22 protein-coding genes are annotated in these 22,729 nt (G+C 59.1%); 5 read left to right on the forward strand and 17 right to left on the reverse strand.

Going from position 1 to position 22,729, the window contains the following annotated elements; genetic code table 11:
- Positions 1-98: 98 nt before the first annotated feature.
- Positions 99-770 carry a phosphoribosyltransferase gene (locus HRR99_RS12850; protein WP_233122004.1) on the reverse strand — a complete coding sequence of 224 codons (672 nt, stop codon included), beginning with the start codon at positions 768-770 and terminating at the stop codon, positions 99-101.
- Between the two features lie 115 nt (positions 771-885).
- On the opposite strand from HRR99_RS12850, the gene HRR99_RS12855 reads away from it, so the two are divergent.
- Entirely contained in the window at positions 886-2,058 is a 1,173-nt protein-coding gene (locus tag HRR99_RS12855; RefSeq protein ID WP_233122005.1) for a M20 aminoacylase family protein, read from the forward strand.
- A gap of 126 nt (positions 2,059-2,184) precedes the next feature.
- Here the strand turns inward: HRR99_RS12855 and HRR99_RS12860 are convergent, their stop codons facing one another.
- The 8 genes from HRR99_RS12860 to HRR99_RS12895 form a co-directional block, all read right to left on the reverse strand.
- Positions 2,185-3,978 (reverse strand): adenine deaminase, encoded by a 1,794-nt coding sequence (locus tag HRR99_RS12860; protein WP_233122006.1) that lies wholly within the window; start codon positions 3,976-3,978, stop codon positions 2,185-2,187.
- Positions 3,975-4,901, reverse strand: coding sequence for a nucleoside hydrolase (locus HRR99_RS12865; RefSeq protein WP_233122007.1), 927 nt, complete (start codon positions 4,899-4,901; stop codon positions 3,975-3,977). The genes HRR99_RS12860 and HRR99_RS12865 overlap by 4 nt, the downstream gene beginning before the upstream one ends.
- 2 nt (positions 4,902-4,903) lie before the next feature.
- Positions 4,904-5,929 carry an ABC transporter ATP-binding protein gene (locus HRR99_RS12870; RefSeq protein WP_233122008.1) on the reverse strand — a complete coding sequence of 342 codons (1,026 nt, stop codon included), beginning with the start codon at positions 5,927-5,929 and terminating at the stop codon, positions 4,904-4,906.
- Positions 5,922-6,701, reverse strand: coding sequence for an ABC transporter permease (locus HRR99_RS12875; RefSeq protein WP_103657028.1), 780 nt, complete (start codon positions 6,699-6,701; stop codon positions 5,922-5,924). Before HRR99_RS12875 ends, HRR99_RS12870 begins: the two co-directional genes overlap by 8 nt.
- Positions 6,698-7,525 (reverse strand): ABC transporter permease, encoded by an 828-nt coding sequence (locus HRR99_RS12880; RefSeq protein ID WP_233122009.1) that lies wholly within the window; start codon positions 7,523-7,525, stop codon positions 6,698-6,700. Before HRR99_RS12880 ends, HRR99_RS12875 begins: the two co-directional genes overlap by 4 nt.
- Before the next feature lie 272 nt (positions 7,526-7,797).
- Positions 7,798-8,820, reverse strand: a complete 1,023-nt coding sequence (locus HRR99_RS12885; RefSeq protein ID WP_233122010.1) for an ABC transporter substrate-binding protein — start codon at positions 8,818-8,820, stop codon at positions 7,798-7,800.
- Positions 8,817-9,884, reverse strand: coding sequence for a LacI family DNA-binding transcriptional regulator (locus HRR99_RS12890; protein WP_233122011.1), 1,068 nt, complete (start codon positions 9,882-9,884; stop codon positions 8,817-8,819). Before HRR99_RS12890 ends, HRR99_RS12885 begins: the two co-directional genes overlap by 4 nt.
- A 117-nt stretch (positions 9,885-10,001) precedes the next feature.
- A complete protein-coding gene (locus tag HRR99_RS12895) occupies positions 10,002-10,916 on the reverse strand; it encodes a LysR family transcriptional regulator (RefSeq protein ID WP_233122012.1) in 915 nt (304 codons plus the stop codon).
- Between the two features lie 95 nt (positions 10,917-11,011).
- Between HRR99_RS12895 and HRR99_RS12900 the strand changes: the two genes are divergently transcribed.
- On the forward strand, positions 11,012-12,199 hold the full coding sequence (locus tag HRR99_RS12900; RefSeq protein WP_233122013.1) for an acyl-CoA dehydrogenase: 1,188 nt from the start codon (positions 11,012-11,014) through the stop codon (positions 12,197-12,199).
- Here the strand turns inward: HRR99_RS12900 and HRR99_RS12905 are convergent.
- Positions 12,184-12,354, reverse strand: a complete 171-nt coding sequence (locus HRR99_RS12905; protein ID WP_233122014.1) for a hypothetical protein — start codon at positions 12,352-12,354, stop codon at positions 12,184-12,186. The two genes, HRR99_RS12900 and HRR99_RS12905, sit on opposite strands and share 16 nt — an antisense overlap.
- Positions 12,355-12,485: 131 nt before the next feature.
- Here HRR99_RS12905 and HRR99_RS12910 point away from each other — a divergent pair, with 131 nt between their 5' ends.
- Positions 12,486-13,922: an NAD-dependent succinate-semialdehyde dehydrogenase gene (locus HRR99_RS12910; RefSeq protein ID WP_233122015.1), complete on the forward strand. Its 1,437-nt coding sequence runs from the start codon at positions 12,486-12,488 to the stop codon at positions 13,920-13,922.
- Between the two features lie 60 nt (positions 13,923-13,982).
- On the opposite strand, the gene HRR99_RS12915 is transcribed toward HRR99_RS12910, so the two are convergent.
- The 5 genes from HRR99_RS12915 to HRR99_RS12935 form a co-directional block, all read right to left on the reverse strand.
- Entirely contained in the window at positions 13,983-15,011 is a 1,029-nt protein-coding gene (locus HRR99_RS12915) for a sulfate/molybdate ABC transporter ATP-binding protein (RefSeq protein ID WP_233122016.1), read from the reverse strand.
- Entirely contained in the window at positions 15,008-15,889 is an 882-nt protein-coding gene (gene cysW / locus HRR99_RS12920) for a sulfate ABC transporter permease subunit CysW (RefSeq protein ID WP_233122017.1), read from the reverse strand. The genes HRR99_RS12915 and cysW overlap by 4 nt, the downstream gene beginning before the upstream one ends.
- A 3-nt stretch (positions 15,890-15,892) precedes the next feature.
- Positions 15,893-16,714 (reverse strand): sulfate ABC transporter permease subunit CysT, encoded by an 822-nt coding sequence (gene cysT, locus HRR99_RS12925; RefSeq protein ID WP_233122018.1) that lies wholly within the window; start codon positions 16,712-16,714, stop codon positions 15,893-15,895.
- Positions 16,715-16,788: 74 nt separating this feature from the next.
- Positions 16,789-17,775, reverse strand: a complete 987-nt coding sequence (cysP, locus tag HRR99_RS12930) for a thiosulfate ABC transporter substrate-binding protein CysP (RefSeq protein ID WP_233122019.1) — start codon at positions 17,773-17,775, stop codon at positions 16,789-16,791.
- 145 nt (positions 17,776-17,920) lie between these two features.
- A complete protein-coding gene (locus HRR99_RS12935) occupies positions 17,921-18,991 on the reverse strand; it encodes an enoyl-CoA hydratase/isomerase family protein (RefSeq protein ID WP_233122020.1) in 1,071 nt (356 codons plus the stop codon).
- 280 nt (positions 18,992-19,271) lie between these two features.
- On the opposite strand from HRR99_RS12935, the gene HRR99_RS12940 reads away from it, so the two are divergent.
- Positions 19,272-19,508 (forward strand): DUF2934 domain-containing protein, encoded by a 237-nt coding sequence (locus tag HRR99_RS12940; RefSeq protein WP_111837456.1) that lies wholly within the window; start codon positions 19,272-19,274, stop codon positions 19,506-19,508.
- 92 nt (positions 19,509-19,600) lie between these two features.
- On the opposite strand, the gene HRR99_RS12945 is transcribed toward HRR99_RS12940, so the two are convergent.
- Both HRR99_RS12945 and nspC read right to left on the reverse strand, forming a co-directional pair.
- Entirely contained in the window at positions 19,601-20,839 is a 1,239-nt protein-coding gene (locus HRR99_RS12945; protein ID WP_112501023.1) for a saccharopine dehydrogenase family protein, read from the reverse strand.
- A gap of 92 nt (positions 20,840-20,931) precedes the next feature.
- Positions 20,932-22,029 (reverse strand): carboxynorspermidine decarboxylase, encoded by a 1,098-nt coding sequence (gene nspC / locus HRR99_RS12950; protein ID WP_233122021.1) that lies wholly within the window; start codon positions 22,027-22,029, stop codon positions 20,932-20,934.
- A 351-nt stretch (positions 22,030-22,380) separates the two neighbouring features.
- On the opposite strand from nspC, the gene HRR99_RS12955 reads away from it, so the two are divergent.
- The gene (locus HRR99_RS12955; RefSeq protein WP_111838384.1) at positions 22,381-22,722 is read left to right on the forward strand and encodes an ElaB/YgaM/YqjD family protein; all 342 of its coding nucleotides are present in this window, start codon (positions 22,381-22,383) and stop codon (positions 22,720-22,722) included.
- Positions 22,723-22,729 lie beyond the last annotated feature (7 nt).

A 22,729-nucleotide genomic window follows, 5' to 3' on the forward strand; every position in this document is an offset into this window, starting at 1 on the left:
CACCGATAATCCTAGGCCCATCCTTCACGGCTTCGCAAGTCAAAAAATATGCACGATGAAAAAACGGTCAGACCTCGCCTACCGGAGATTGATCGCCATCAAGTCTGCCACCCATCGCCTGCCTTTTTCAGCATCGGCGTGGTGAAAACGCCCTGCACCCTGCCCGGCCATTGCGCGCCAAAATCCGCCAGCTTTTCGCGCCACTTGTCCGATTGCAGCATGGCGGCACCGATGACCACGGGCTCGATGTTGGAGGCCGCGAGAAGCGACAGACCGGCAATGATGGAGGTGCCGCTGGAAATCACATCATCCACCAGCGCAACCCGCCTGCCCTCCAGAAGCGGCAGCATGCGCGGGTCGATATAGAGCCGTTTCTGCTGCTGGGTGGTGATGGACGACATGGGCACGGACAGTTCGTCCAAGTACCAGAATTTTCGCGAGGTTCCGAGCGGCACGTAGCGGCTGTGACCGAGACGGCGCGCGACTTCTGCCGCCAGCGTCAGGCCCAACGTCGGAAGGCCGACAACGACGTCCACATCGAAGGGTTCAAGCTTTTGCGCCATATCATCCGCCAAAGCTTCTACGACCGGAAAGGACGCCTGATTGATGATGAGCGATGCGAGTGCATGTTCCCCATCGGCGAGCGGGCGGATCGGCAAACGCAATTGCCTGCCATCATCGAGCGCGACGGGGAAGAAACCAGTATGCGGACCGGTGACATCGAAGCTGCCGGGCGCATGGATGTCCTGCCAGAACTCGTGGGGCTTCATGACCAATCCTTTCACAGCGATATTATTTCGGTTTTGCCAGAAGGTTCCTATTAATTTTCAGGGGCTTCTGCACTAGAAAAGAAGACTGTTTTGCTTTCGCAAGGAAATGCCGCCCATGACCCCGCTAGCCCGGTTCGGAAACGACCTGCCTTTTCTCACCGCTTTGCGGCGAGACCTGCATGCGCATCCCGAACTCGGCTTCGAAGAAGAGCGCACCAGCGCGCTGGTCGCAAGGCATCTGGAAGAGGCCGGGATTAGCGTTCATCGCGGCTTGGGCAAAACCGGCGTCGTCGGCACCCTTCAGGTCGGCAACGGCACCCGCCGCATCGGCCTGCGGGCAGATATGGATGCACTTGCCATGCCCGAAATGGCCGACCGCCCCTATAAATCGACCATAGCAGGCAAGATGCACGCCTGCGGCCATGACGGGCACACGGTGATGCTGCTGGGTGCAGCGCGGCACTTGGCCGAGAGTCGCAATTTTTCCGGCACCGTACACTTCATCTTCCAGCCAGCCGAAGAAGGGCGCGGTGGGGCGAAACAGATGGTGGAGGACGGGTTGTTCGAGCTTTTCCCCTGCGATGCCGTTTACGGACTGCACAACATGCCGGGGCTCGACGTGGACGAGATGGCGGTGGTCGGAGGACCACAACTGGCGTCCTCCGATAGCTGGCGCGTGACGTTCAAGGGCGTGGGAACGCATGGTGCAAAGCCGCATCTTGGCCGCGACCCGATCACGGCGGCAGGTAGTTTTCTGGCCGCACTGCAAAGCATCGTCGGGCGCGTGGTCGATCCGCTGCAACCGGCTGTCGTCAGCGCCTGTTCGGTGCAGGCGGGTGATCCGAAGGCGCTCAATGTCATTCCCGACATCGTTGACATTGGCGGCACGGCGCGGGCCTATTCGGCTCGTGTTCGGGACCAGCTGGAAGAGGAAATCGGACGGCTGGCAAAGGGAACTGCTGCCATGTTCGGCATCGAAGCGCATTACGACTTCATCCGCCGCATACCGCCGGTCATCAATGATGCTGAAACAACTGAGCGCGCCTTGAAAGCTGCCCGGAACGTCTTCGGCGACAAGGCACGAACCGCCTTCCCGCCCTCGACCGCCGGAGATGATTTCTCGTTCTTCGCGGGGCAGGCACCGGGCTGCTACGTCTGGCTCGGCAACGGCCCAGCGGTGGATGGCGCGCTGCACCACAATACGTCCTATGATTTCAACGATGATGCGATTGCGTCTGGTGTCGCGTTCTGGACGACGCTGGTGGAGCAGGAATTAGCGGTGGAATAGCCGCGAGGGCCACCCCTTTCGTCATATCAGGGCCTGTCCCGAGTATCTGCTACCATCTCAGCTGTCTCAACGTGATTAGATGCTCGGGACAGGCCCGAGCATGACGGAAGTGAGGGCGGGAAGCCCTCAGCCAAGAATCTCCAGCACCGGCGTTTCCATCACACGGCCCGTCAGCACATCGGCAATGCCCATATCCGTCTGGTGCGGGCCTGTGTTGCAGGCCAGCGTGGCACCAAAGCAGGCCTTGAACACAAGATAGGGCGGCCGCCATTCCACGATCTGGCCGACGGCATCACGCACGACCTCAAAACCGGATGCGACATCTTCCAAACCTGCATCCGACACGAGGCCGGAGAGCGGGAGCGCAAGCAAAGCGGTGACCTTTCCGCCCGATGCGACGGCCATACCGCCGCCTGCTTTGATAACGGCGTTTGCGGCGACCGCCATATCGTCAGCATTGCCGCCGAACACTGTCAAATTATGGCTGTCATGCGCGACTGTGGTGGCGAAGGAGCCGTCCCATTTTCCCCAGCCGGTCAGGAAACCGGTTCTGGTCACGGGGTCGGCCTTGCCGTGGCGGTGGGTGACGGAAATCATCGTTGCGCCCTCCGGCGGCACCACGAAACCATTTTCCACGGCAGCCTCCGCCTCGCCCCATTGGGTGAAACGCGGCTTGTCGATGGTGGCGAGCTTGACCCTTTTGCCCTCGGATTTGACCTTGAAGTCGGAGGGAGAGCGAGGCGTCAGCTTCACCGAGTGCTTGAGCGGTGCTGCATCCATCTCGGTCAGTTCGACCAGCATCTTCCCAGCTTCTGCAACGGGCGTGCCGCTGGCCAGCACATGGCGTGCGGAGAATTGCGAGAGGTCTTCGAAAACGGCGATATCGGCCCGGCGACCGGCGGCGATGAGGCCGAGATCGGCGCGGTGCAAGCGCATGGCCGCATTCAGCGTGGCGGCGCGCAGAGCCCATTCCGGTTTCAAGCCGTAGCAGACCAACCGCCGCACCACATCATCGAGACCGCCGTTTTTAGCGAGATCGTCCGGGAAGACATCGTCGGTGCACAGCGTCAGCGTTTGCGGCAGGTGGCCGAGCGTGTTCAACGCTTCCACGAACTCCGGCAGGAGATGGTCATGCGAGCCGCGCAGCTCTATCGTCAGCCCGGCCCGCAGCTTTGCCATGAGGTCGGCAGCGGATGTCAGCTCGTGATCGGAGGTGATGCCTGCCGCCATGAAGGCATTGAGATCGGCACCCTTAAGGCCCCGCGCATGGCCGCAGATCAGCTTGTCGGAAAACAGGCCTTCCTGAAGAATGGCGCTCATGCGCGGGTCGCGCTCGATGACGCCGCGCATGTTCATGACTTCGGCAACGCCGCCGACCTCCGGCCAGAACAGCATTTCGGCCATGGCGGAAGCGTCGAAATCACCGCCTGCCTGCTCCAGTCCCGGCGCTGATGGCACGCTCGAAGGCGCCAGAAGGATGGTGCGCAACGGCAGCCCCTTGCTGGCTTCCGCCGCCCAGCGCACGCCATCGATGCCATGGACATTGCCGAACTCATGCGGGTCCCAGACGATGGTGGTGACACCGCGCGCAACCACGGCCTGCGCATAGGTCGCAGGCGTCACCATGGAGCTTTCGATGTGCATGTGCGTGTCAATCAACCCCGGCGAAACGTAAGCACCCGTCGCATCCAGAACCTGTGCGGCATCTGTGCGGCTTCCGGCCTCGTGGACGCTGGCAATCAGCGGGCCAGTGATGCCGATATCGGCCAGGCGCAGCTCGCCCGTGACGACATCGACAAGCGTGCCGCCGCTGATCAGGATGTCGAATGGCTGGTCACCGCGTGCAGCCGCCACGGCACGTGCCCGCAATGTATCCTCAATCATTCCATCACGATCAACGATAATGGTCTGTTGTTTCATCGGCTGGCCTCCAGACGCAATGCATCGAGAATGATGGTTTTGGCACTGATAGCATCGACCGTTTCGGCGAAATGCGCGTTGAATTTTTCAGCATGGGCGGCGCGGGTTTCGACAACCGTTCGACCGCGCGTCAATGTGCCGTGAAGCTCGACATCTACACGTGCTTTTTTCCAGCCGACGCACTCCGGGGCCACAAGGGCGACAGCGGCGCAGGGGTCGTAAAGCGCCATGGCATCCCGCCCGCGGCTGGTCGCGATATTGATGAAGCCTTCCAGCATATCGGCAATCAAACTGGCATTCTTGCCACCGGCTGCACGAATAGGTGCAACATCGGATAGACCAGCAGTGACTTTGCGGCAGAGATCGAGATCGACCATGCGCAAGGACAGGCCGTGGGCGATGACGATGGCCAAGGCTTCGGGATCGGCAAAAGCATTGAACTCGGCAGACGCCGTGTGATTACCGGCTGTTACACCACCCCCCATCCATATGAGATCGGTAATGCGGGCGGCGAGGTCTGGCTTTGCGAGGCAGATGGCGGCGATGTTGGTGAGGGGGCCGAGCGCGAGAATAGGCTTGTTTTCGCTGCCCTCTCCCAGCCAATCGCAAAGCGCTTGAAACGCATCGCTGTGCGGCAGATCGGCAGCGTCGGGCAGGCCTGCGCCGACCGTTGGAATGCCTGTGTCGCCGAGAATGGTTTGTCCTGTTTCGAGCTTTCCGAGCACGGGATTTTCGCGGCCCATATGGATGGGGAAGTCCCAACGAAAGGCCATTTTCGCGCTGGCGGCATTGCGGCACACCTGCGCGAGCGGTGCGTTGCCGAACACCAGCGAGAGCCCATCGATCTGAAGCCCGTGAGACGTTGCCACCATCACGGCAGCAATGTCATCGAAGCCCATATCGCAATCGATCCAGATACCCATAATCAGCTGAACACTTTCAGGCTGGCTGCTTTCCTGACAGGCAGGTCGAAGGCGAGCGGCGTGCCGATATCCTGCACCGGCAAGGCGGCATCGACCTCGGCCTTGATCGGCCCCAGCGGCGTATCCAGCAGATATTCCCGCGCATTGCCCGCAAAAGACGTGCCGCGCACAGTTCCCTCGAAAGGTCCTGAACCGAGGGTCACCATGCGCGGCCTCCAGGCAAGTCCCGCCGTACTCGGAACCTGGCCAGAAAGGGGGATGCTTCCGTTATCAGTCTTGAGCAAACCACCCTCGAGACGAAAGATATTTTCGAAGCCGACGAAATCGGCCACGAAGGACGAGACAGGTGCGTTGTAGATGTCTTCCGGCGTGCCGATCTGCTCGATGGCACCGTTCTTCATCACCACGATACGGTCGGCCAGCGCCAAAGCCTCGATCTGGTCGTGGGTGACGAAAATCATGGTGACGCCGGTGGCTTTTTGCACGCGCTGAAGTTCGGTACGCATTTCAAGCCGCAGCCGGGCATCGAGGTTCGAAAGCGGTTCGTCCAGCAGCAGGACCTTGGGGTCCATGACCATGGAACGGGCCAGCGCCACGCGCTGCTGCTGGCCACCGGAGAGTTCCGCCGGTTTGCGGGAGGCAAAGGTGGATAGGCCAACGGATTTAAGCCCGGATGCGACCTTATCATCCAGCGCAGAACCCTTCATGCCCTTCAGCTTCAAACCGAAGGCGACATTTTCGTAGACGGTGAGATGCGGAAAAAGCGCGTAGGACTGGAACACTAGCCCCACCGCCCGCTTGTTGGCGGACACGCGGGTGATATCGGCACCATCAAGATCGATGCGACCACCGGCCACCGGCATCAGCCCGGCAATGGCGCGCATGGTCGTGGTCTTGCCGCAGCCGGATGGGCCGAGCAGTGCCAGCAGTTCGCCCTTGCGGATATCGAGGTTCAGGTCTTTCACGGCAATGGAATTGCCATAGGCCAGCGAGAGGTTCTGGAGCGAGAGATAATTTGCATCAGACATAACGGGAGAACCCCAGAAAACGTTCGGCCATGAAAACAATGCCGATGGACAGGAAGGCGAGCAGCGAAGAGAGCGCCGCAACGGATGGGTCGAAGACGATTTCCATATAGCCCAGCATATCGATCGGCAGGGTGCGCACGCCGGGACCGGAGAGGAACAGCGACACCGGCACCTGATTGAAGCTGGTGACGAAGCCCAGAATGAAGGCCGAGAGAATGCCGCCCCTGATATTGGGCAGTACGACGCGGAAGAAGGCGCCGATGCGCGACGAGCCGAGCAGCACCGCTGCTTCCTCGATATCCGAGCGCAGATTGGTGAGGCTGGCCGACACGACGCGCACCGCATAGGGCAGGATCAGCGCCGTATGTGCCAGAAACAGTGCAAGAGTTATGCCGATGCCGAAGGGAACGACGAAATAGCGTAGAAGCGCCAGACCAACGATAATGCCGGGAACGATGATGGGGGCCGAGACGATGGTTCGGATGGTTTCCGAAAAGGGCAGCTTGTAGCGCGACATGGCGTAGGATGCGGGCACACCGAGGATCAGTGCCGCGAATGTGCCGCCGATGGCCAGAAACATCGACATGGCGAAACTTTCGCGGAAGCTCTCGACTGTGAAGACCTTGGCGATCCATTTCAGCGAAAAGCCCTGCGGCGGAAAGGCCAGCGTATCGCCCGCCGAAAAGGACGCGGCGACGATGATGAGAAACGGGCCGATCAGAAAGCCGATGACCAGCGCAAGCGTGAGCGGAATGAAGAGGTGCCGAGTCATGTCTTGTTCCTTGCCGTGGCGATGCGCTTGAGCAGGATGTTGGCTGCAAAGCACATGACGATCAGAATAAACGCGATGACGCTGGCGGCGACGAAATTGTTGGAAACCGTGACCTGCTGGTAAAGCAGGGTTTCCAGCATCAGAACCTTGGAGCCACCAAGAATGGCGGGCGTGATATAGGCCGTCAGCGAGCCGGTGAAGACCAGCGTGCCGCCGACGACAAGACCTTCCTTGGTCAAGGGCAGGATGACTTTCCAGAATACCTGCAACCAGTTCGCACCGAGCACCCGCGAGGCGGCGATGACGTCTTTCGGCATGTTTTCCAGTGCGCTGATGAGGGAGATGATCATCAGCGGCAAGAAGAGTTGCAGCAGGCCGATGAAGACGGCCGTTTCGGAAAACAGAATGCGGATCGGCGCATCCGTCAGCCCCACCAGCTTCAGCAACTCGTTGACCATGCCGGTACGGCCGAGAATGACGATCCACGCATAGGTGCGCGCCACGGGCGAGATCATCAACGGCAGAATGACGAGGTTGATCATGTGGCCCTTAGAGTTGGCCGGCAGGTTGACGATGGCGAAGGCCGCCGCATAACCAATGATGGCGGAGACAACGGTGACGATCGCGCCGAGCTTCAGCGTGCGCAGAAACACGGCCCGGTTCAGCGGATCGAAAAAGAAATCCACATAGGCCTGAAACGTCCAGCCATCGGCAGTGCGAAACCCTTCCGACAGAAGGATGAACACGGGCACGAGGAAAACCGCCGCCGCAAAGATTGCGGCGGGCAAGGCCAGTGCCAAGGCTTCAGCCCGGTTTTGAAACATGGAGTCTTCTCCGGTGTTGAAATGTCTCCGTCTTTGCTTGGCGGAGGCTTTGTTATTGAGCGTCGGTGGGTGCCAGCCCCCCTCTGCCCTGCCGGGCATCTCCCCCACAGGTGAGGAGATTGGCTGGGCGCGCCGTCACAGTCCAACCGCGACGTTCACTGGAAGAGGAAGGGTTGCCCCGGGTCGATCTCCCCCCTTGAGGGGGAGATGTCCGGCAGGACAGAGGGGGGTGACGTGCGCCAGCACGTAGCGCCCACACCCAGCAACCGTCCTTACTGACCAACCTTCGCGTTCCACTCCGACAACCACTTGTCGCGGTTATCCAGCGTCGCAGCAGACGGGATGAGCTGCAGGCTCTTGGCGGTTTCTTCGCCATAGGTGATGTTGTTGGCCACCTCGTCAGAGACCTTCACCTCCTTGTTGGTCGGGCTATCGACCAGCTTTTCGGCCAGCGCCTTTTGCACATCAGTCGAGAGCCAGAAGTCCATGAACTGAAGCGCGAGATCTTCGTTTTTGCCGTTCTTTGGCACAACGAGAACATTCATGCCGCCTGTCTGGCCTTCCTTGGGTGTTGCCCATGCCAGCGGCAGATCGAGCTTGGTGAAGGGTGCCCAGGAGAAGCGGCCGATGGGGGCGGCCCAGATTTCTTCCTGCTGCATCAGCTGCACGAGCTGTGAAGACTTGACGTAGAAGGTGACGATCTCGTCTTTCTTTTCGCCAACGGCCTCGATCGCGCCGGAGAGATCAGGCGTATCCTTGCCGATGGCCTTGCCCAGCATGTAAAGCGCAGGCGGGCCCTGATTGGTGGTGACATTCGGGAAGGCGACGTGGTCGACCACGCCGTCCTTCAAGAGATCGGCCCAGCTATCGATATTCATCTTGTCGGTGCGGTAGACGATGGAGGTGGCGTAGAAATTGACGCCGACGCTCATGCCATCGCCGTTCGGGTCCTTGGCAATGTCGTAAAGCTTGTCGACATTCGGCACCTTGGAGGTGTCGATCTTCTGGATCAGGTCCTTGCGGGTGGCAGACAACGCATCGGCCATGGACACGATGGCGAGATCGATGACCGGGCTTGCCTTGTTGGCTTCCATCTTGGCTAGGCGCTCGACGCTGTTGCCGGTTTCCACCACCAGCTTGCAGCCGCATTTGGCTTCGAACGGCGTGTAGACCAGTTCCTTGAATTCGTCCTGCGCAAAGGCATAGACGGAAATGGTCAGTGTCTTGTCCTGCGCCTGCGCGGCACCCATGGACAGCATCAGCGCGGTGCCGGATGCCAGAATGATCTTTTTCATGATGTGAGTTCTCCTGCTGTCGAGGTTTTGTTGGCTGCCTGCTTCTTATTGTTCGGGCCGGACGAATGGCGGATGACCAGTTCCATCGCCACTTTTGAGATGTCGGCGATGACACCGCCATTGGCGGAGTGGCTGTCGGGATTGTCGGTATCGATGCTGCGCACCAGCGCGGTGATGGCCAGATCGGCAATCCGCACCATGTCCATGCGAATGGTCGTCAGCGCCGGGGTCACGACAGGCGCCCAGATGAGGTCATCGAAACCTGTGACGCTGGCCTGTTCCGGCACGGTGATGCCATCGCGCTGCAATTCGGTGAGAACGCGGAGCGCGTGGAGGTCTGAAACGGCGGCAAAGGCCGTGAAGCCCTGCGCCACCTTGGCCGCAACGCCCAAAGGACACCCTGCCCCATTCTGATTTTCCAGAGATGCGATCCACAATGCCTCGGTTTCCGCCGTGCCGGAAAGGCCGGAGCGGATACCGCCGACGCGGTCGTTCTGCACGTTGGAGTCAGGGTTGTTGCCGATGATGACAACCTTGCGGTGGCCGAGTTCCGACAGATGGCGACCGATCTGGAATCCGCCATCCCAATGATCGGCAGCGACCGTGTTGCCCGGCGTGGAAGGGGAATCGATAACGGCGACAGGGCAATCGACATTGCCGATGCGCGTGCCGCGACGGGGCACGACGACCATGCCCTCGACGCCGCGTTCGACGAGGCGGTTGATCGCTTCCGTCTGCTTGGCGACATCGCCGTGACTGTCGGCGATCAACACACCATAACCGGCTTTGTCGGCGGCCTTTTCGATAGCCTGAGCGATCTGCGGAAACAGCGGATTGGCGATATCCGGCAGGACCAGGCCCAGAACACCGCTTTTGCCGGTACGCAGCGCACGACCGGCAATGCTGGGCACATAGCCAAGCTCATCAGCCTTCAGGCGGATTTTTTCGGAAAGCTCGGCGGAGACACGGCCCTTGCCGGAGAGCGCATTGGACACGGTTGCCGTCGACACACGCAGTGCCGAAGCGATTGCCGTCAGATTTGCGCCTGCACGACCCGAGGTCATGGCCTGTCCATTCGTGATTAAACGTTTAATCAGGCTAAAGCGAAACTTCATTTTTGTCGAGTCGCCATAAGGTTGATTTTTGTGCGCGAAGGCTAAGTGCCGAAAACAAGCGCGAAATTATCGCCCGGTTTCCATACGAAACGCCTCGACTTCGGCGAGAAGCCACTGCTTGAACAGCACCACGGGCGCGTGATTGATGCGCGAAAGCGGGGCGACGGCATAATAGGAACTGGGGCTTTTGACCTGATGATCGAAAGCGGCGACCAGTTGCCCGGCTTTCAGTTCGATATCGATCAGAAACAGCGGCATCAACGCTACGCCCAAGCCTGCGATGCAGCCCTGCGCCACGCTGGAAAACTGTTCGAACCGCATGGCCGGTGCATTTTGCACGCCAAGCCCAAGGCTCTGGAACCAGTGATCCCATGCGCCGGGTCTGGATGCCATATGTAGCAGCGGCAGGGTCGAGATATCCTGCGCCTTGGCAATGGGGTGCCCTGCCAGAAAAGACGGGCTGCACACCGGTGCCACCATCTCGTCCATCAGAAACGTGCTTTCCGCCGCTGGCCAATCCGGCTGGCCGATATGGATAGCCATATCGAGGCCTTCCTTTTCGAAATCGAATTGGCCGATGCGGGTGGCGAAATTGAGCGTGATTTCCGGGTGGGCCGCCACGAATTTGGGAATGCGCGGCAACAGCCAGCGCGTACCGAAGGTGGGCAGCATGGCAAGGTTCAATGTGTTGCCATGCGTTTTGGTCATAATCTGCAAAGATGCGGAACGGATATCGCCCAGTGCCGTGCCAATGGCTTTGGCGTAGGTCTGGCCCTCGGTGGTCAGCGAAACCCCGCGTGCGCCACGCTCGAAAAGGCGCACGCCAAGTTGTTCTTCCAGCGACAGAACCTGTCTGCTGATGGCCCCTTGCGTCAGCGAAAGCTCGTCCGCGGCCAGCGAAAAACTGCCCAGCCGCGCCACGGAATCAAAGGCGGCGAGCGCGCTGGTGGAGGGCAGAAGTTTGCGGCTGAGCGAGGTCATGGCGCATTCCTATCTGTAATAGCAAAATGAGTAAACATGGCTTGCCGCGATGGTGCCAAAGGCCAATAATCGCGCCAGCAATTTGGAGATTTACCGTGAGCGAACGCACAGCATTCAATTGGCAGGACCCGTTTCTTCTCGAGGACCAACTGACCGAAGACGAGCGGATGATCCGCGATACGGCAGCCGCCTTTGCCCAATCGGAGCTTCTGCCACGCATCAACGAAGCTTATCTGTCCGAAACATCCGAGCCCGAACTGTTCCGCCTGATGGGCCAGACCGGCCTTCTGGGCGTGACGCTTCCCGAAAAATACGGCGCTGCCGAAGCAAGCTACGTTGCCTACGGCCTCGTCGCCCGCGAAGTCGAACGCATCGACAGCGGCTATCGCTCGATGATGAGCGTGCAGTCGTCCCTCGTTATCTACCCCATCTTTGCCTATGGCTCGGAAGAGCAGAAGGACAAGTATCTGCCGGGCCTCGTTTCCGGCGAGTTGATCGGCTGTTTCGGCCTGACCGAACCCGATGCCGGTTCCGACCCCAACGGCATGAAGACCCGCGCCGAAAAGATCGAAGGCGGATACCGCCTGCGCGGCTCCAAGATGTGGATTTCCAATTCGCCGATTGCCGACGTTTTCGTCGTTTGGGCCAAATCAGAAGCGCATGACAACCAGATCCGCGGATTCGTACTGGAAAAAGGCATGAAGGGCCTGTCCGCACCCAAGATCGGCGGTAAGCTGTCTCTGCGCGCTTCCATCACCGGCGAAATCGTCATGGATGGCGTCGAAGTGGGTGAGGACGCGGTGCTGCCTGGCGTTTCCGGCCTCAAGGGTCCGTTCGGTTGCCTCAACCGTGCTCGCTACGGCATTTCCTGGGGTGTGCTGGGGGCGGCCGAAGACTGCTGGTTCCGCGCCCATCAGTACGGCATGGACCGCAAGCAGTTCGGTAAGCCGCTGGCTGGCATGCAGCTTTACCAGAAGAAACTGGCCGATATGCAGACGGAAATCACGCTCGGCCTTCAGGCGTCCTTGCGCGTCGGTCGCCTGTTCGATGACCACAAAATGGCACCGGAGATGATTTCCATCGTCAAGCGCAACAATTGCGGCAAGGCGCTGGATATCGCCCGTCAGGCCCGCGACATGCATGGCGGAAACGGCATCCAGATCGAATATCACGTCATGCGCCACGCGCAGAACCTGGAAACGGTTAACACCTATGAAGGCACGCATGACGTGCACGCGCTGATCCTGGGCCGTGCCCAGACCGGCATTCAGGCGTTTTTCTGAGATAAACCGAAACAACGAAACCGGCGGCCATTCGTCGCCGGTTTTGCTGCGATGCGAAATAAATAATACTTTTTAATGCCCTGACCGGTTGAAACCGCCGCCGCACGAATTAATATAGAGATGTCATCATCGTCTCTGGCAGGTCCATTTGCCATATCCGGTCTCGCTGCCTTCGATTGTCCCGCAACGGAAGACATGTCATGCAGCGCCGGTAAATTCCGAGACCGCAAGTCAACGCCACAGCATCGGCACCATGCCGGTCGGTCAAGTCACGAAGGTATTTCACATGCACAGCTATCCCGACATCAAGCTTCTCATCAACAGCGAATGGCGCGATGCCCTGTCCGGCAAGACCATCGAGGTTCTCGACCCGGCGACCGACGAGACGCTCGGCACAATCGCTCATGCCGAAAAGGCCGATCTCGATCTGGCGCTGGACGCTGCCGATAAGGGCTTCAAGGTCTGGCGCGAAACCTCTGCATTCGAGCGTTCCAAGATCATGCGCAAGGCTGCCGATCTCGTGCGCCAGCGCATCGACTACATCGCATGGCTGATGACGCGTGAACAGGGCAAGCCACTGGCGCAGTCCAAGATGGAAATCGTCAACGCTGCCGACACGATCGACTGGTTTGCCGAAGAGGCCCGCCGCACATACGGTCAGGTCATTCCTGCCCGATTCGGTGGCGTTTCCAACCTTGCCATCAAATTCCCGGTCGGCCCCGTGGCCGCCTTCACGCCATGGAACTTCCCGATCAACCAAGTCGTGCGCAAGCTTTCTGCCGCCGTGGCAACCGGTTGCTCCATCATCGTCAAGGCACCTGAGGAAACACCGGCGTCGCCTGCCGAACTCATCCGCGCCTTCGTGGATGCAGGCGTTCCGGCTGGTGTCGTCAACCTCGTTTACGGCGTACCCTCGGAAATCTCCGAATACCTCATTCCGCATCCGGTCATCCGCAAGATTTCGTTCACGGGCTCCACGCCAGTGGGCAAGCATCTGGCCGCACTGGCTGGCAAACACATGAAGCGCGCCACAATGGAACTGGGCGGTCATGCTCCTGTTCTGGTGTTCGACGATGCCGATCTGGCCAAGGCCATCGAGGTTTCCGCCACCGCCAAGTTCCGCAACGCCGGTCAGGTTTGCGTCGCCCCGACCCGCTTCCTCATTCAGGACAGCATTGCCGACAAGTTCATCGACGGCATCGTGAAATACGCCGAGAGCGTCAAGGTCGGCAACGGTCTGGATGCAGACACGACCATGGGCCCGCTGGCCAACGAACGCCGCATTCCGGCCATGGAAGAGATGATCCAGGACGCCGTATCGAAGGGTGCCATTTTGAAAACCGGTGGCAAGCGCATCGGCAACAAGGGCAACTTCTTCGAGCCCACCGTGCTGACCGACGTCCCGACCTCTGCCAAGATGATGAATGAAGAGCCCTTCGGCCCCGTCGCCATCGTCAACCGCTTCTCCACACTGGACGAAGCCCTGGAAGAAGCAAACCGCCTGCCCTTCGGCCTCGCATCCTACGCCTTCACAGGCTCGGTCAAAACCGCCCATGCCCTCAGCCAGCGCGTCGAAGCAGGCATGCTGACCGTCAACCACAACGGCCTCGCGATCCCTGAAGTCCCGTTCGGCGGCATCAAGGACTCCGGCTACGGCACGGAAGGCGGTTCGGAAGCGGTCGAAGCCTATCTTGAAACCCGCTTCGTCAGCCAAATGAGCTGATAGAGACTTGTTCGACCTATTGCACCCGGCGCTCAAAAGGCGCCGGGTTTTCTTTTGTATTCAAACCTGAGCCGGGAAAATCTTCGCCCTGCGGATGACGATATGGCCGTGGTCTCCGGCTTCGACTGCCGTTTCGGGCGGCACATCGAATTCAAGGAGGTCACCTTCGGTCGTGGACGCAATCACGCGGCGGTCGCCTGCGCGGTCGAGGACGCGGGTGACCTGCGCTGGAATGCCATCGTGCAGGTCTTCCCACTCCAGATCGTTGGGCCGGGCGTAGATATCAACCGGGCCATCGGCCTGGCTATAGGCGAAGGGGACTTCGGCTTTTCCGACGAAAATCTTGCCGGAGCGGGCTGTGCCGGAAATGCGGTTCGCATCCCCGAGGAAACGCATGACGAAGGAAGAATTCGGCTGTCGGCAGACGTCTTTCGGTGTGCCCTGCTGGATAATTTCGCCCTGATTGAGAATGACGACGCGGTCGGCGAGATCGAGTGCTTCTTCCTGATCATGCGTCACGAAAATGGTGGTGATGCCGAGTTCGGTATGGATTTCGCGCAGCCAGCGGCGCAAGTCGCGTCGGACATTGGCGTCGAGCGCACCGAAGGGTTCGTCCAGCAGCAGCACCTTGGGATCGACCGAGAGCGCACGGGCTAGTGCCACACGCTGGCGCTGACCACCGGAGATTTGCGCAGGGAACCGTTCGCCCAAACCATCCAGCTTCACCAGCCGCAGCAGCTCTTCCACCCGCGCATCGATGGCTGCCTTGTCACGTTTGACCTTGGAGACCTTCATGCCGAAGGCGATGTTTTCATGCAGCGTCATATGCGGGAAGAGCGCGTAATGCTGGAACACGAAGCCGACGCCACGGTCGCGGACTGGGATGTTGGTGGCGTCCTCATCGCCGAAATAGATGTGGCCGCCATCGGTATATTCGAGCCCGGCGACCATGCGCAGGATCGTCGTCTTGCCGGAACCGGAGGGGCCGAGCAGGGCCAGCAGTTCACCGCTTTCGATATCCAGCGAGACATCGCGCACGGCACGAAAGGTGTCGAAGGTTTTCACCACGTTTTCGAGGCGGATTTTCATGCGCTTGTCTCCGGCACAGCAGCGGTTTTCTTGGCGCCACGCCCTGCCCCGCGCTTTTCCAGCGCGACCTTGGCAATGATGGTGACGACGGCGAGAGCCGCGAGAATGGATGCCGAGGCGAAGGCGCCTGCGGCCTGATAATCGTGATAAAGCAGCTCGATATGCAAAGGCAGCGTATTGGTCTGGCCGCGGATGTTGCCCGAGACCACCGACACCGCGCCGAATTCACCCATCACGCGCGCATTGCACAGCACGACGCCGTAAAGCAGCGCCCATTTGATATTGGGCAGCGTGACGGAGAAGAAGGTGCGCCAGCCGGATGCGCCGAGCGAGGTCGCGGCCTCTTCCAGATCACGCCCCTGCGCCTGCATCAGCGGGATTAACTCGCGCGCCACGAAGGGTGCAGTGACGAACATGGAGGCCAGCACGATGCCAGGAAGCGCGAACAACACCTTGATGTCATACGCATTGAGGAGCGGACCGAGCAGCCCCTGCAAGCCGTAGACGAAGAGATAGGCGACGCCGGCCACGATGGGTGAGATGGAGAAGGGAATCTCGATGATAACGAGCAGAAACCGCCTTCCCCAGAAATCGAACTTGGTGATGGACCATGCCGCCGCGATACCGAACGCGGTGTTGATGGGCACGGCGATCAACGCCGTGATCACCGTCAGCAAGATGGCGTGGCGGGTATCGGGATGGCCAATGGTGGCGGTGAAAACCTTGACGCCCTGCGAGAAGGCCTCGACGCCGATGATGAGCAAGGGCGCGACGACGAGAAGCGCACCGATTATCAGAACGAACGCGATGAGCGAGCGGCGTACGAGGGGCGCGTCACCCACGCGGGGCGGCTTGCGGCGGGCGGAATGAGCACTCATCGGCTAGCTCCTCACCGTATAGCGCAAGGCGCGTGTTTGTAGAAAATTGGTAACGGCGAGCATGACGAAAGCGGTGATCAGCAGCACGGAGGCGATGGCGGCGGCGGCCTGATAATCATATTCCTCCAGCCGGATGAAGACGAGAAGCGAGGTGATCTCGGTGGAAAACGGCTGGTTTCCGGCGATGAAGATGATGGCGCCGAACTCCCCCAGACTGCGGGCAAAAGACAAGGAAATACCGGCAAGAATGGCAGGCGTCAGCAACGGCAGAATAACCTTGCAGAAGATTTCGAAGTCGGAGCCGCCGAGAGACTGCGCAGCCTCTTCCAGCGCCGGATCGAGGTCCTCCAGCACCGGCTGCACCGTGCGCACGATGAACGGCAGGCTGGTAAACGCCATCGCGACGATGATGCCGAGCGGGGTATAAGCGATCTTGATACCGGCATGGGCAAGGGCGGAGCCGAACCAGCCATTGCCGGCAAACAACGCGGTCAGCGCAATACCGGCGACCGCCGTGGGCAACGCGAAAGGAAGGTCCACGATGGCATCGACCAGACGCCAGCCGGGGAAGCGATAGCGGGTCAGCACCCAGGCCAGCGAAAGGCCGAACACAACATTGAATATGGTCGCCACCAGCGCACAGAGCACGGTTACGCGGTAGCTGGCAACGGCGCGTGGAGACGACACGATGGCCCAGTATTCGGCAGGGCCGAGACTTGCCGCCTTGAAGACGAGTGCGGCCAGCGGCAGGACGACGATGATGCCGACATACAGCAGAGTGACGCCGAGCGACAGTCGCAGCCCCGGCAAAACATTGCGTCTCAAACCCGTCCCCTATCATGCCAAAGCGACCCGGTGGGAGGCCCAGCCGGGTCGACGTTCTCTCAACCAATCAGCGATTAACGGTTGCCGTAAAGCGTATCAAGCACGGCGCCAGACGCGAAGTGTTCTTTCTGGATTTTATCCCAGCCACCGAAGACGTCGTTGACGTTGACGAGGCGGATGTCCGGGAACTGATCCTTGAACTCAGCCGTGACCTTTTGATCGTGCACGCGGTGACCGAACTGCGCGGCGATGCGCTGGCCTTCCTCGGTATAGAGGAAATCGAGATAGGACTTCGCCAGATCGCGGGAGCCGCGTTTGTCCACGACCTTATCGACGACGGCGACCGGAAATTCTGAGAGAAGGCTGACGGAGGGAACGACGCTCTCAAACTTGTCGGTGCCATATTGCTTGGCGATGCCGCGTGTTTCAGCCTCGAAGGTGATCAGCACGTCGCCGACTTCGCGCTCGACAAAGGTCGTCGTTGCTGCGCGGCCTCCGGTATCGAAGACGGGCGTGTTGGCGAACACCTTCTTGATGAACTCCTGAACCTTGGCGTCGTCGTTGTTGAACTTTTCCTTGGCGAAGGCGGTCGCGGCCAGATAGGTATAACGGGCGTTGCCAGATGTCTTCGGGTTCGGGAAAACCAGCTTCACATCATCCCTCACAAGATCGTCCCAATCCTTAATATTCTTGGGGTTTCCGGCGCGCACGAGGAAGGACGGGAAGGAATAGAAGGGCGATGCATCGTTGGCGAAACTCTTCTTCCAATCGGCTGAAACGAAGCCCTGCTTCACGAGAAAGTCGATATCGGTGACCTGATTGAACGTGACAACGTCGGCCTCGAGACCTTCGACAATAGCGCGCGCCTGCTTGGACGTTCCGGCATGCGACTGGTCGATGGTGACGCCCGGATGCGCCTTGATGAAGGCTTCGTTTTCTGCCGCAAAAACTTCACGCGCAACGTCGTAGGAAGCATTCAAAAGCGTTTTCGGCTCCTGCGCAAAGGCAGATGTGGACAGAAGCGTTGCCAGAGCAGCGCCGATAAGCAAGACCCGTTTCATGAAACCCCCGGAATGTCGATTGGTGGGCAACATACGAGACGTGTCCATCAACCACGAGAAACGGCGCTCCTGATCACCGTGCATTGCGAGATTTTTTTGCTACCCATGGGCGATATGGTGGAGATATGTTGCGCGCGGTCAGGCGTCAGTCTTTGCGATCGGCAAACAGCTTCGGCTCGACAGGCTGGAAATATCGCTCAAGAGATGCGGCTTCGACGTCCGAAAGCGTTGCCGGTTCCCACTTCGGGTTCCGGTCCTTGTCGATGAGCGCTGCGCGCACGCCCTCGTAGAAGTCATGATTTCTCAGCACCTCGCAGCCTGCGGCAAACTCCCGCTCCAGACACGTCATCAGGCTGGCACTCTCCCTCCCCTGCCTCAAAAGCCGAAGTGTCAGGATCAGGCTTGTGGGAGAACGTGTATTTAGAGTTGCAAGCGTTTCCTGAGCAAAGGCTCTGCTGTCGCGCGACAGCGCGTCCAAGATTTCCTGCACCGTGTCGAAGTGAAAGGCGGCATCGATGCGCTGTCTCTCGGCAGCCAGAAATCCAGCCGTTGCGGGCCTGCTGGACATGCTTTCAATGACACCGCCGACATCGGCTGAGAAGGCCACGCCCGACAGGGCTTCTATCAGGTCCGGTAGTCGGTCCGAGGTGATGTGATAGTCGGCAAGACCGGCAAAGATGGCGTCCGCCGCGCCGATTTCCCGCCCCGTCAGTCCCAGCCATGTTCCCGTTTCACCCGGAGCCTTGGGAAGCAGCCATGTGGCGCCGACATCGGGGAAATAGCCGATAGCCGTTTCCGGCATGGCAAGGCGGGTTCGTTCCGTGACGATGCGGTAGCGTCCATGCGCCGATATGCCGACGCCGCCACCCATGACGATACCATCCATGAAAGCGACAAAAGGTTTTGAATAGCGCGAGATGGCTTCGTTCAGCGGAAACTCGTCGCGCCAGAAGCGGGTGCGGTCCACTTCGTTTGCCGCGCGGGCCTCGAAGATCAGCCGCACATCGCCACCGGCGCAAAGGCCGCGCGGTCCTTCGCCACACAGGATGACACAGACGATGTCCGAATCGCGCAGGAAGAGATCGAGCCCGGCTTTCATGCCTGAGACCATGGCTTCGTTGAGACTGTTGATCGCCTTGGGCCGGTTCAGGCGGATCAGTCCGACGCTGCCGCGTTTCTCCAGAATAATTTCATCCGTCGCCAGATCGTCCCGCATCATGCCTCCCAACACTTAACTGACGCCAATGTGAGGCTCTCTACGAGATCACGCAACATTTATCGCGTCGCAGCGAAACAGGATGCCCGATTTATCGTTGATTATACGTCGCAAATGACAACCATAGCGTTCTTGCAGTGCAGCAATTTAACTTGACGCAAGAGCTAATATTGGCATGTAATAGTTTGGCAGAATACCGGCGCCGATCCTGTCCAGCGTTCCAGCCGGGACCATACAGACGCAACCCTAGCGGGCGATGACGTAGTAACGGGAGAATGACATGCAGGTTTCACCACAAGACTGGATTAGCAAGAGAGCCTATACCCTTTGGGAGAGCGAAGGCCATCCGCACGGACGCGATGCGGATCACTGGGAACAGGCAAAGAACGAATATGCATTGCTGGAAAATTCCAAGGCCACGAAACCGGCGCACCGGAAGAAATCCGAAGTGAAGGTCGCAAGTCTCGACGAAAAAGCCAAACCAAAGGCACGCGCGCGCAAAAGCGCAACGACGTAAGCATCCTCCCCAGGCGTCGGCGACTGATCACTCAAACTGAACGTAGTAAAAAGCCCCGACAAGCGGGGCTTTTCCAGTCTTTATACAGACGATCAGAACGTCAAAGCGCGGTCGCCGTTCTCATCCTTGATGCGGCTTGGAAGACCGATGCGGTTCAGGATATTCAGGAACGGCTGTGGTGGAAGTTCTTCCACATTGGCCATCTGCTTCACATCCCACTCGCCCGTCGCAATCAGCATGGCGGCGGCAACCGGCGGAACGCCTGCGGTGTAGGAAATGCCCTGTGAGCCGACTTCATTGTACGCGTCCTTGTGGTCCGCCACGTTGTAGATGAAGACCTCGGTTTCCTTGCCGTCCTTGATGCCCTTGACGACATCGCCGATGCAGGTCTTGCCGACGTAATCGGGAGCCAGCGATGATGGATCGGGCAGCACGGCCTTGACGACCTTCAGCGGAACGACTTCCAGACCTTCTGCCGTCTTAACCGGCTTTTCGGAGAGAAGTCCGAGGTTCTTCAGCACGGTGAAGACGTTGATGTAGTGGTCACCAAAGCCCATCCAGAAACGCACATCGGCACCGTCCATGTTCTTGGACAGCGAATGCACTTCGTCGTGTCCTGTCATATAGGCCTTCTGCTTGCCGACGACCGGCAGGTCGAATTCCTGACCGACTTCGAACATCTGGTTCGTCTGCCACTGGTTGTTCTGCCAGGAATAGACGACGCCGGTAAATTCGCGGAAATTGATCTCAGGGTCGAAATTGGTCGAGAACCAGCGACCATGGCTACCGGCATTGATATCGACGATATCGACCGAGGTGACCTTGTCGAAATACTCATCCTTGGCCAAGCGCGCATAGGCGTTGACCACGCCCGGATCAAAGCCGACGCCGAGAATGGCGGTGACGCCCTTTTCCTTGCACTCGGCGGCGCGCTGCCACTCGTAGTTTCCGTACCAGGGCGGATTTTCGCAAATCTTGGTCGGATCCTCATGGATCGCCGTATCCATATAGGCAACGCCTGTGTCCATGCAGGCACGAAGAACGGACATGTTGACGAAGGCAGAACCGACATTGATGACGATCTGCACGCCGGTTTTCACGATCAAGGCCTTCGTCGCCTCGATATCCATCGCGTCAAGCGCATGGGCTTCAAGCTTTACGTCTGTCTTGAGGCTCTTCTTTTCGCGTACGGACTCGACAATCTTGCGGCACTTTTCCAAAGTTCGCGACGCAATATGAATGTCTCCCAATACATCGCTGTTCTGGGCGCACTTATGCGCCACGACCTGTGCCACGCCACCGGCGCCGATGATGAGAACGTTCTTCTTCATTTCAGGTGATGCCTCCTTTTCCCCGCAGGGATGAGTTTGGTTGATGGAAGGAAGCAGACGTTCTGCCCCCACCCCTTTGTTTCGGTCGTGCTTTACGACAGGCTTTGCTGGAAATCCGCAAAGTCGAATTCGCGGACGGCGCGGACAGTGCCGTCCAGTTCCTTAATGGCGATTGTCGGCATTTTCACGCCGTTGAACCAGTTTTTCTTGACCATGGTGTAACCGGCAGTGTCCTGGAAGGACACGCGGTCGCCCACCTTCAGTTCGTTCTCGAAGCGAAACTCGCCGAACACGTCACCCGCCAGGCAGGACTTACCACAGACCATGTAAGCGTGGTCGCCCTCGTTGGGAGAGACCTTGGCCGTTTCGCGGTAGATCAAAAGATCGAGCAAATGCGCTTCGATCGAGCTGTCGACGATGGCAAGATTCTTGCCGTTGAACAGCGTGTCGAGAACGGTCGTCTCCAAGGTCGTGCTCTTGGTGATCGAGGCTTCACCGGGCTCCAGATAGACCTGAACGCCGTATTTTTCAGAGAATTCCTTAAGACGATCGCAGAAGCGATCGACAGGGTAATTGTCACCGGTAAAGTGGATGCCGCCGCCAAGGCTGACCCATTCCGCCCGCGACAGGAGCGTGCCGAAGCGCTCTTCGATCTGCCCCAGCATGCGGTCGAAAAGTTCGAAATCGCCGTTTTCGCAGTTGTTGTGGATCATGAAGCCGGAGATGCGATCCATCACCTTCTCGACCTTGGCCACATCCCACTCGCCCAGACGGCTGAACGGGCGTGCCGGATCGGCCAGATCGAAGGTGGATGAACTGACCTGCGGATTGAGGCGAAGACCACGGGTGATATCAGACGCCTTGTCCGCGAAGCGCTCAAGCTGGCCGATAGAGTTGAAGATGATCTTGTCCGCGTTTGAGATGACCTCGTTGATCTCGTAATCGGCATAGGCCACGCTGTAGGCATGGGTTTCGCCGCCGAATTTTTCGCGACCGAGGCGCACTTCGTAGAGCGACGACGACGTCGTGCCATCCATGTATTGCGACATGAAATCGAACACCGACCACGTGGCAAAGCACTTCAATGCCAGAAGCGCCTTGGCACCGGATTTTTCGCGCACATAGGCAATTTTCTCCATGTTGCGCAGGAGCTTCGTCTTGTCGATCAGATAATAGGGCGTTTGCAGCATCGTTCGGTCACGTCGTTCTGTAATGGAAGGGAAGTTCACACGTCTTGTGACGGGCCTTATAGGATGCTTGTGACAGGAAAACAAACCCGCAGCCCAGATTCAGCAAGAGAGTCGTTTTTTCCCCAACCAGGCGGCAAAGCTGCGGAACCAAACTCTAATGAAGGCGTTTTGGAACTACGCGTGAGCCGTCAAAGGCTCGAAGCGGGAGCAACCGAGGCGACAAGGGGACCGGGCAAAAAGGGGTATCTCAGAATAAGCCGAACACTGTTCAGCGTCTTGGACACCTCAGACTAGTTTCCCAGCTTCTTCACCAACCGCAATTTTGAAAACCACCTCAGAAAAGGAAATATCATGGCGACGGTTCGCAACGTGGAAGACGAAGTACGTAAGGTCGTGGACAGTGGCGATGCAGCGGAAGTATCCGCACAGCTGGCTCAGTTGCGTGAAGATCTTGCCAACCTTGCAGGCAGCGTGAAAGCGCTTGGCGCTGGCGTTTCCTCGGAAGTGAAGGCACGCGCATCGCACGTTGCCGACGAAGCCATTGCTGCCGGTGAAGAAACCGTCGACAAGGTTCGTCACGAAATCCAGTCGCTCAACGATAACCTTTCCTATCAGGTTCAGAAGAACCCGCTTCAGGCATTGGGCATCGCGGCAGCCGCCGGTTTCCTGATCGCTATCGTCACACGGCGCTAAGGCAGCA

The organism is Agrobacterium vaccinii, assembly GCF_021310995.1.
Lineage (GTDB): Bacteria > Pseudomonadota > Alphaproteobacteria > Rhizobiales > Rhizobiaceae > Agrobacterium > Agrobacterium vaccinii.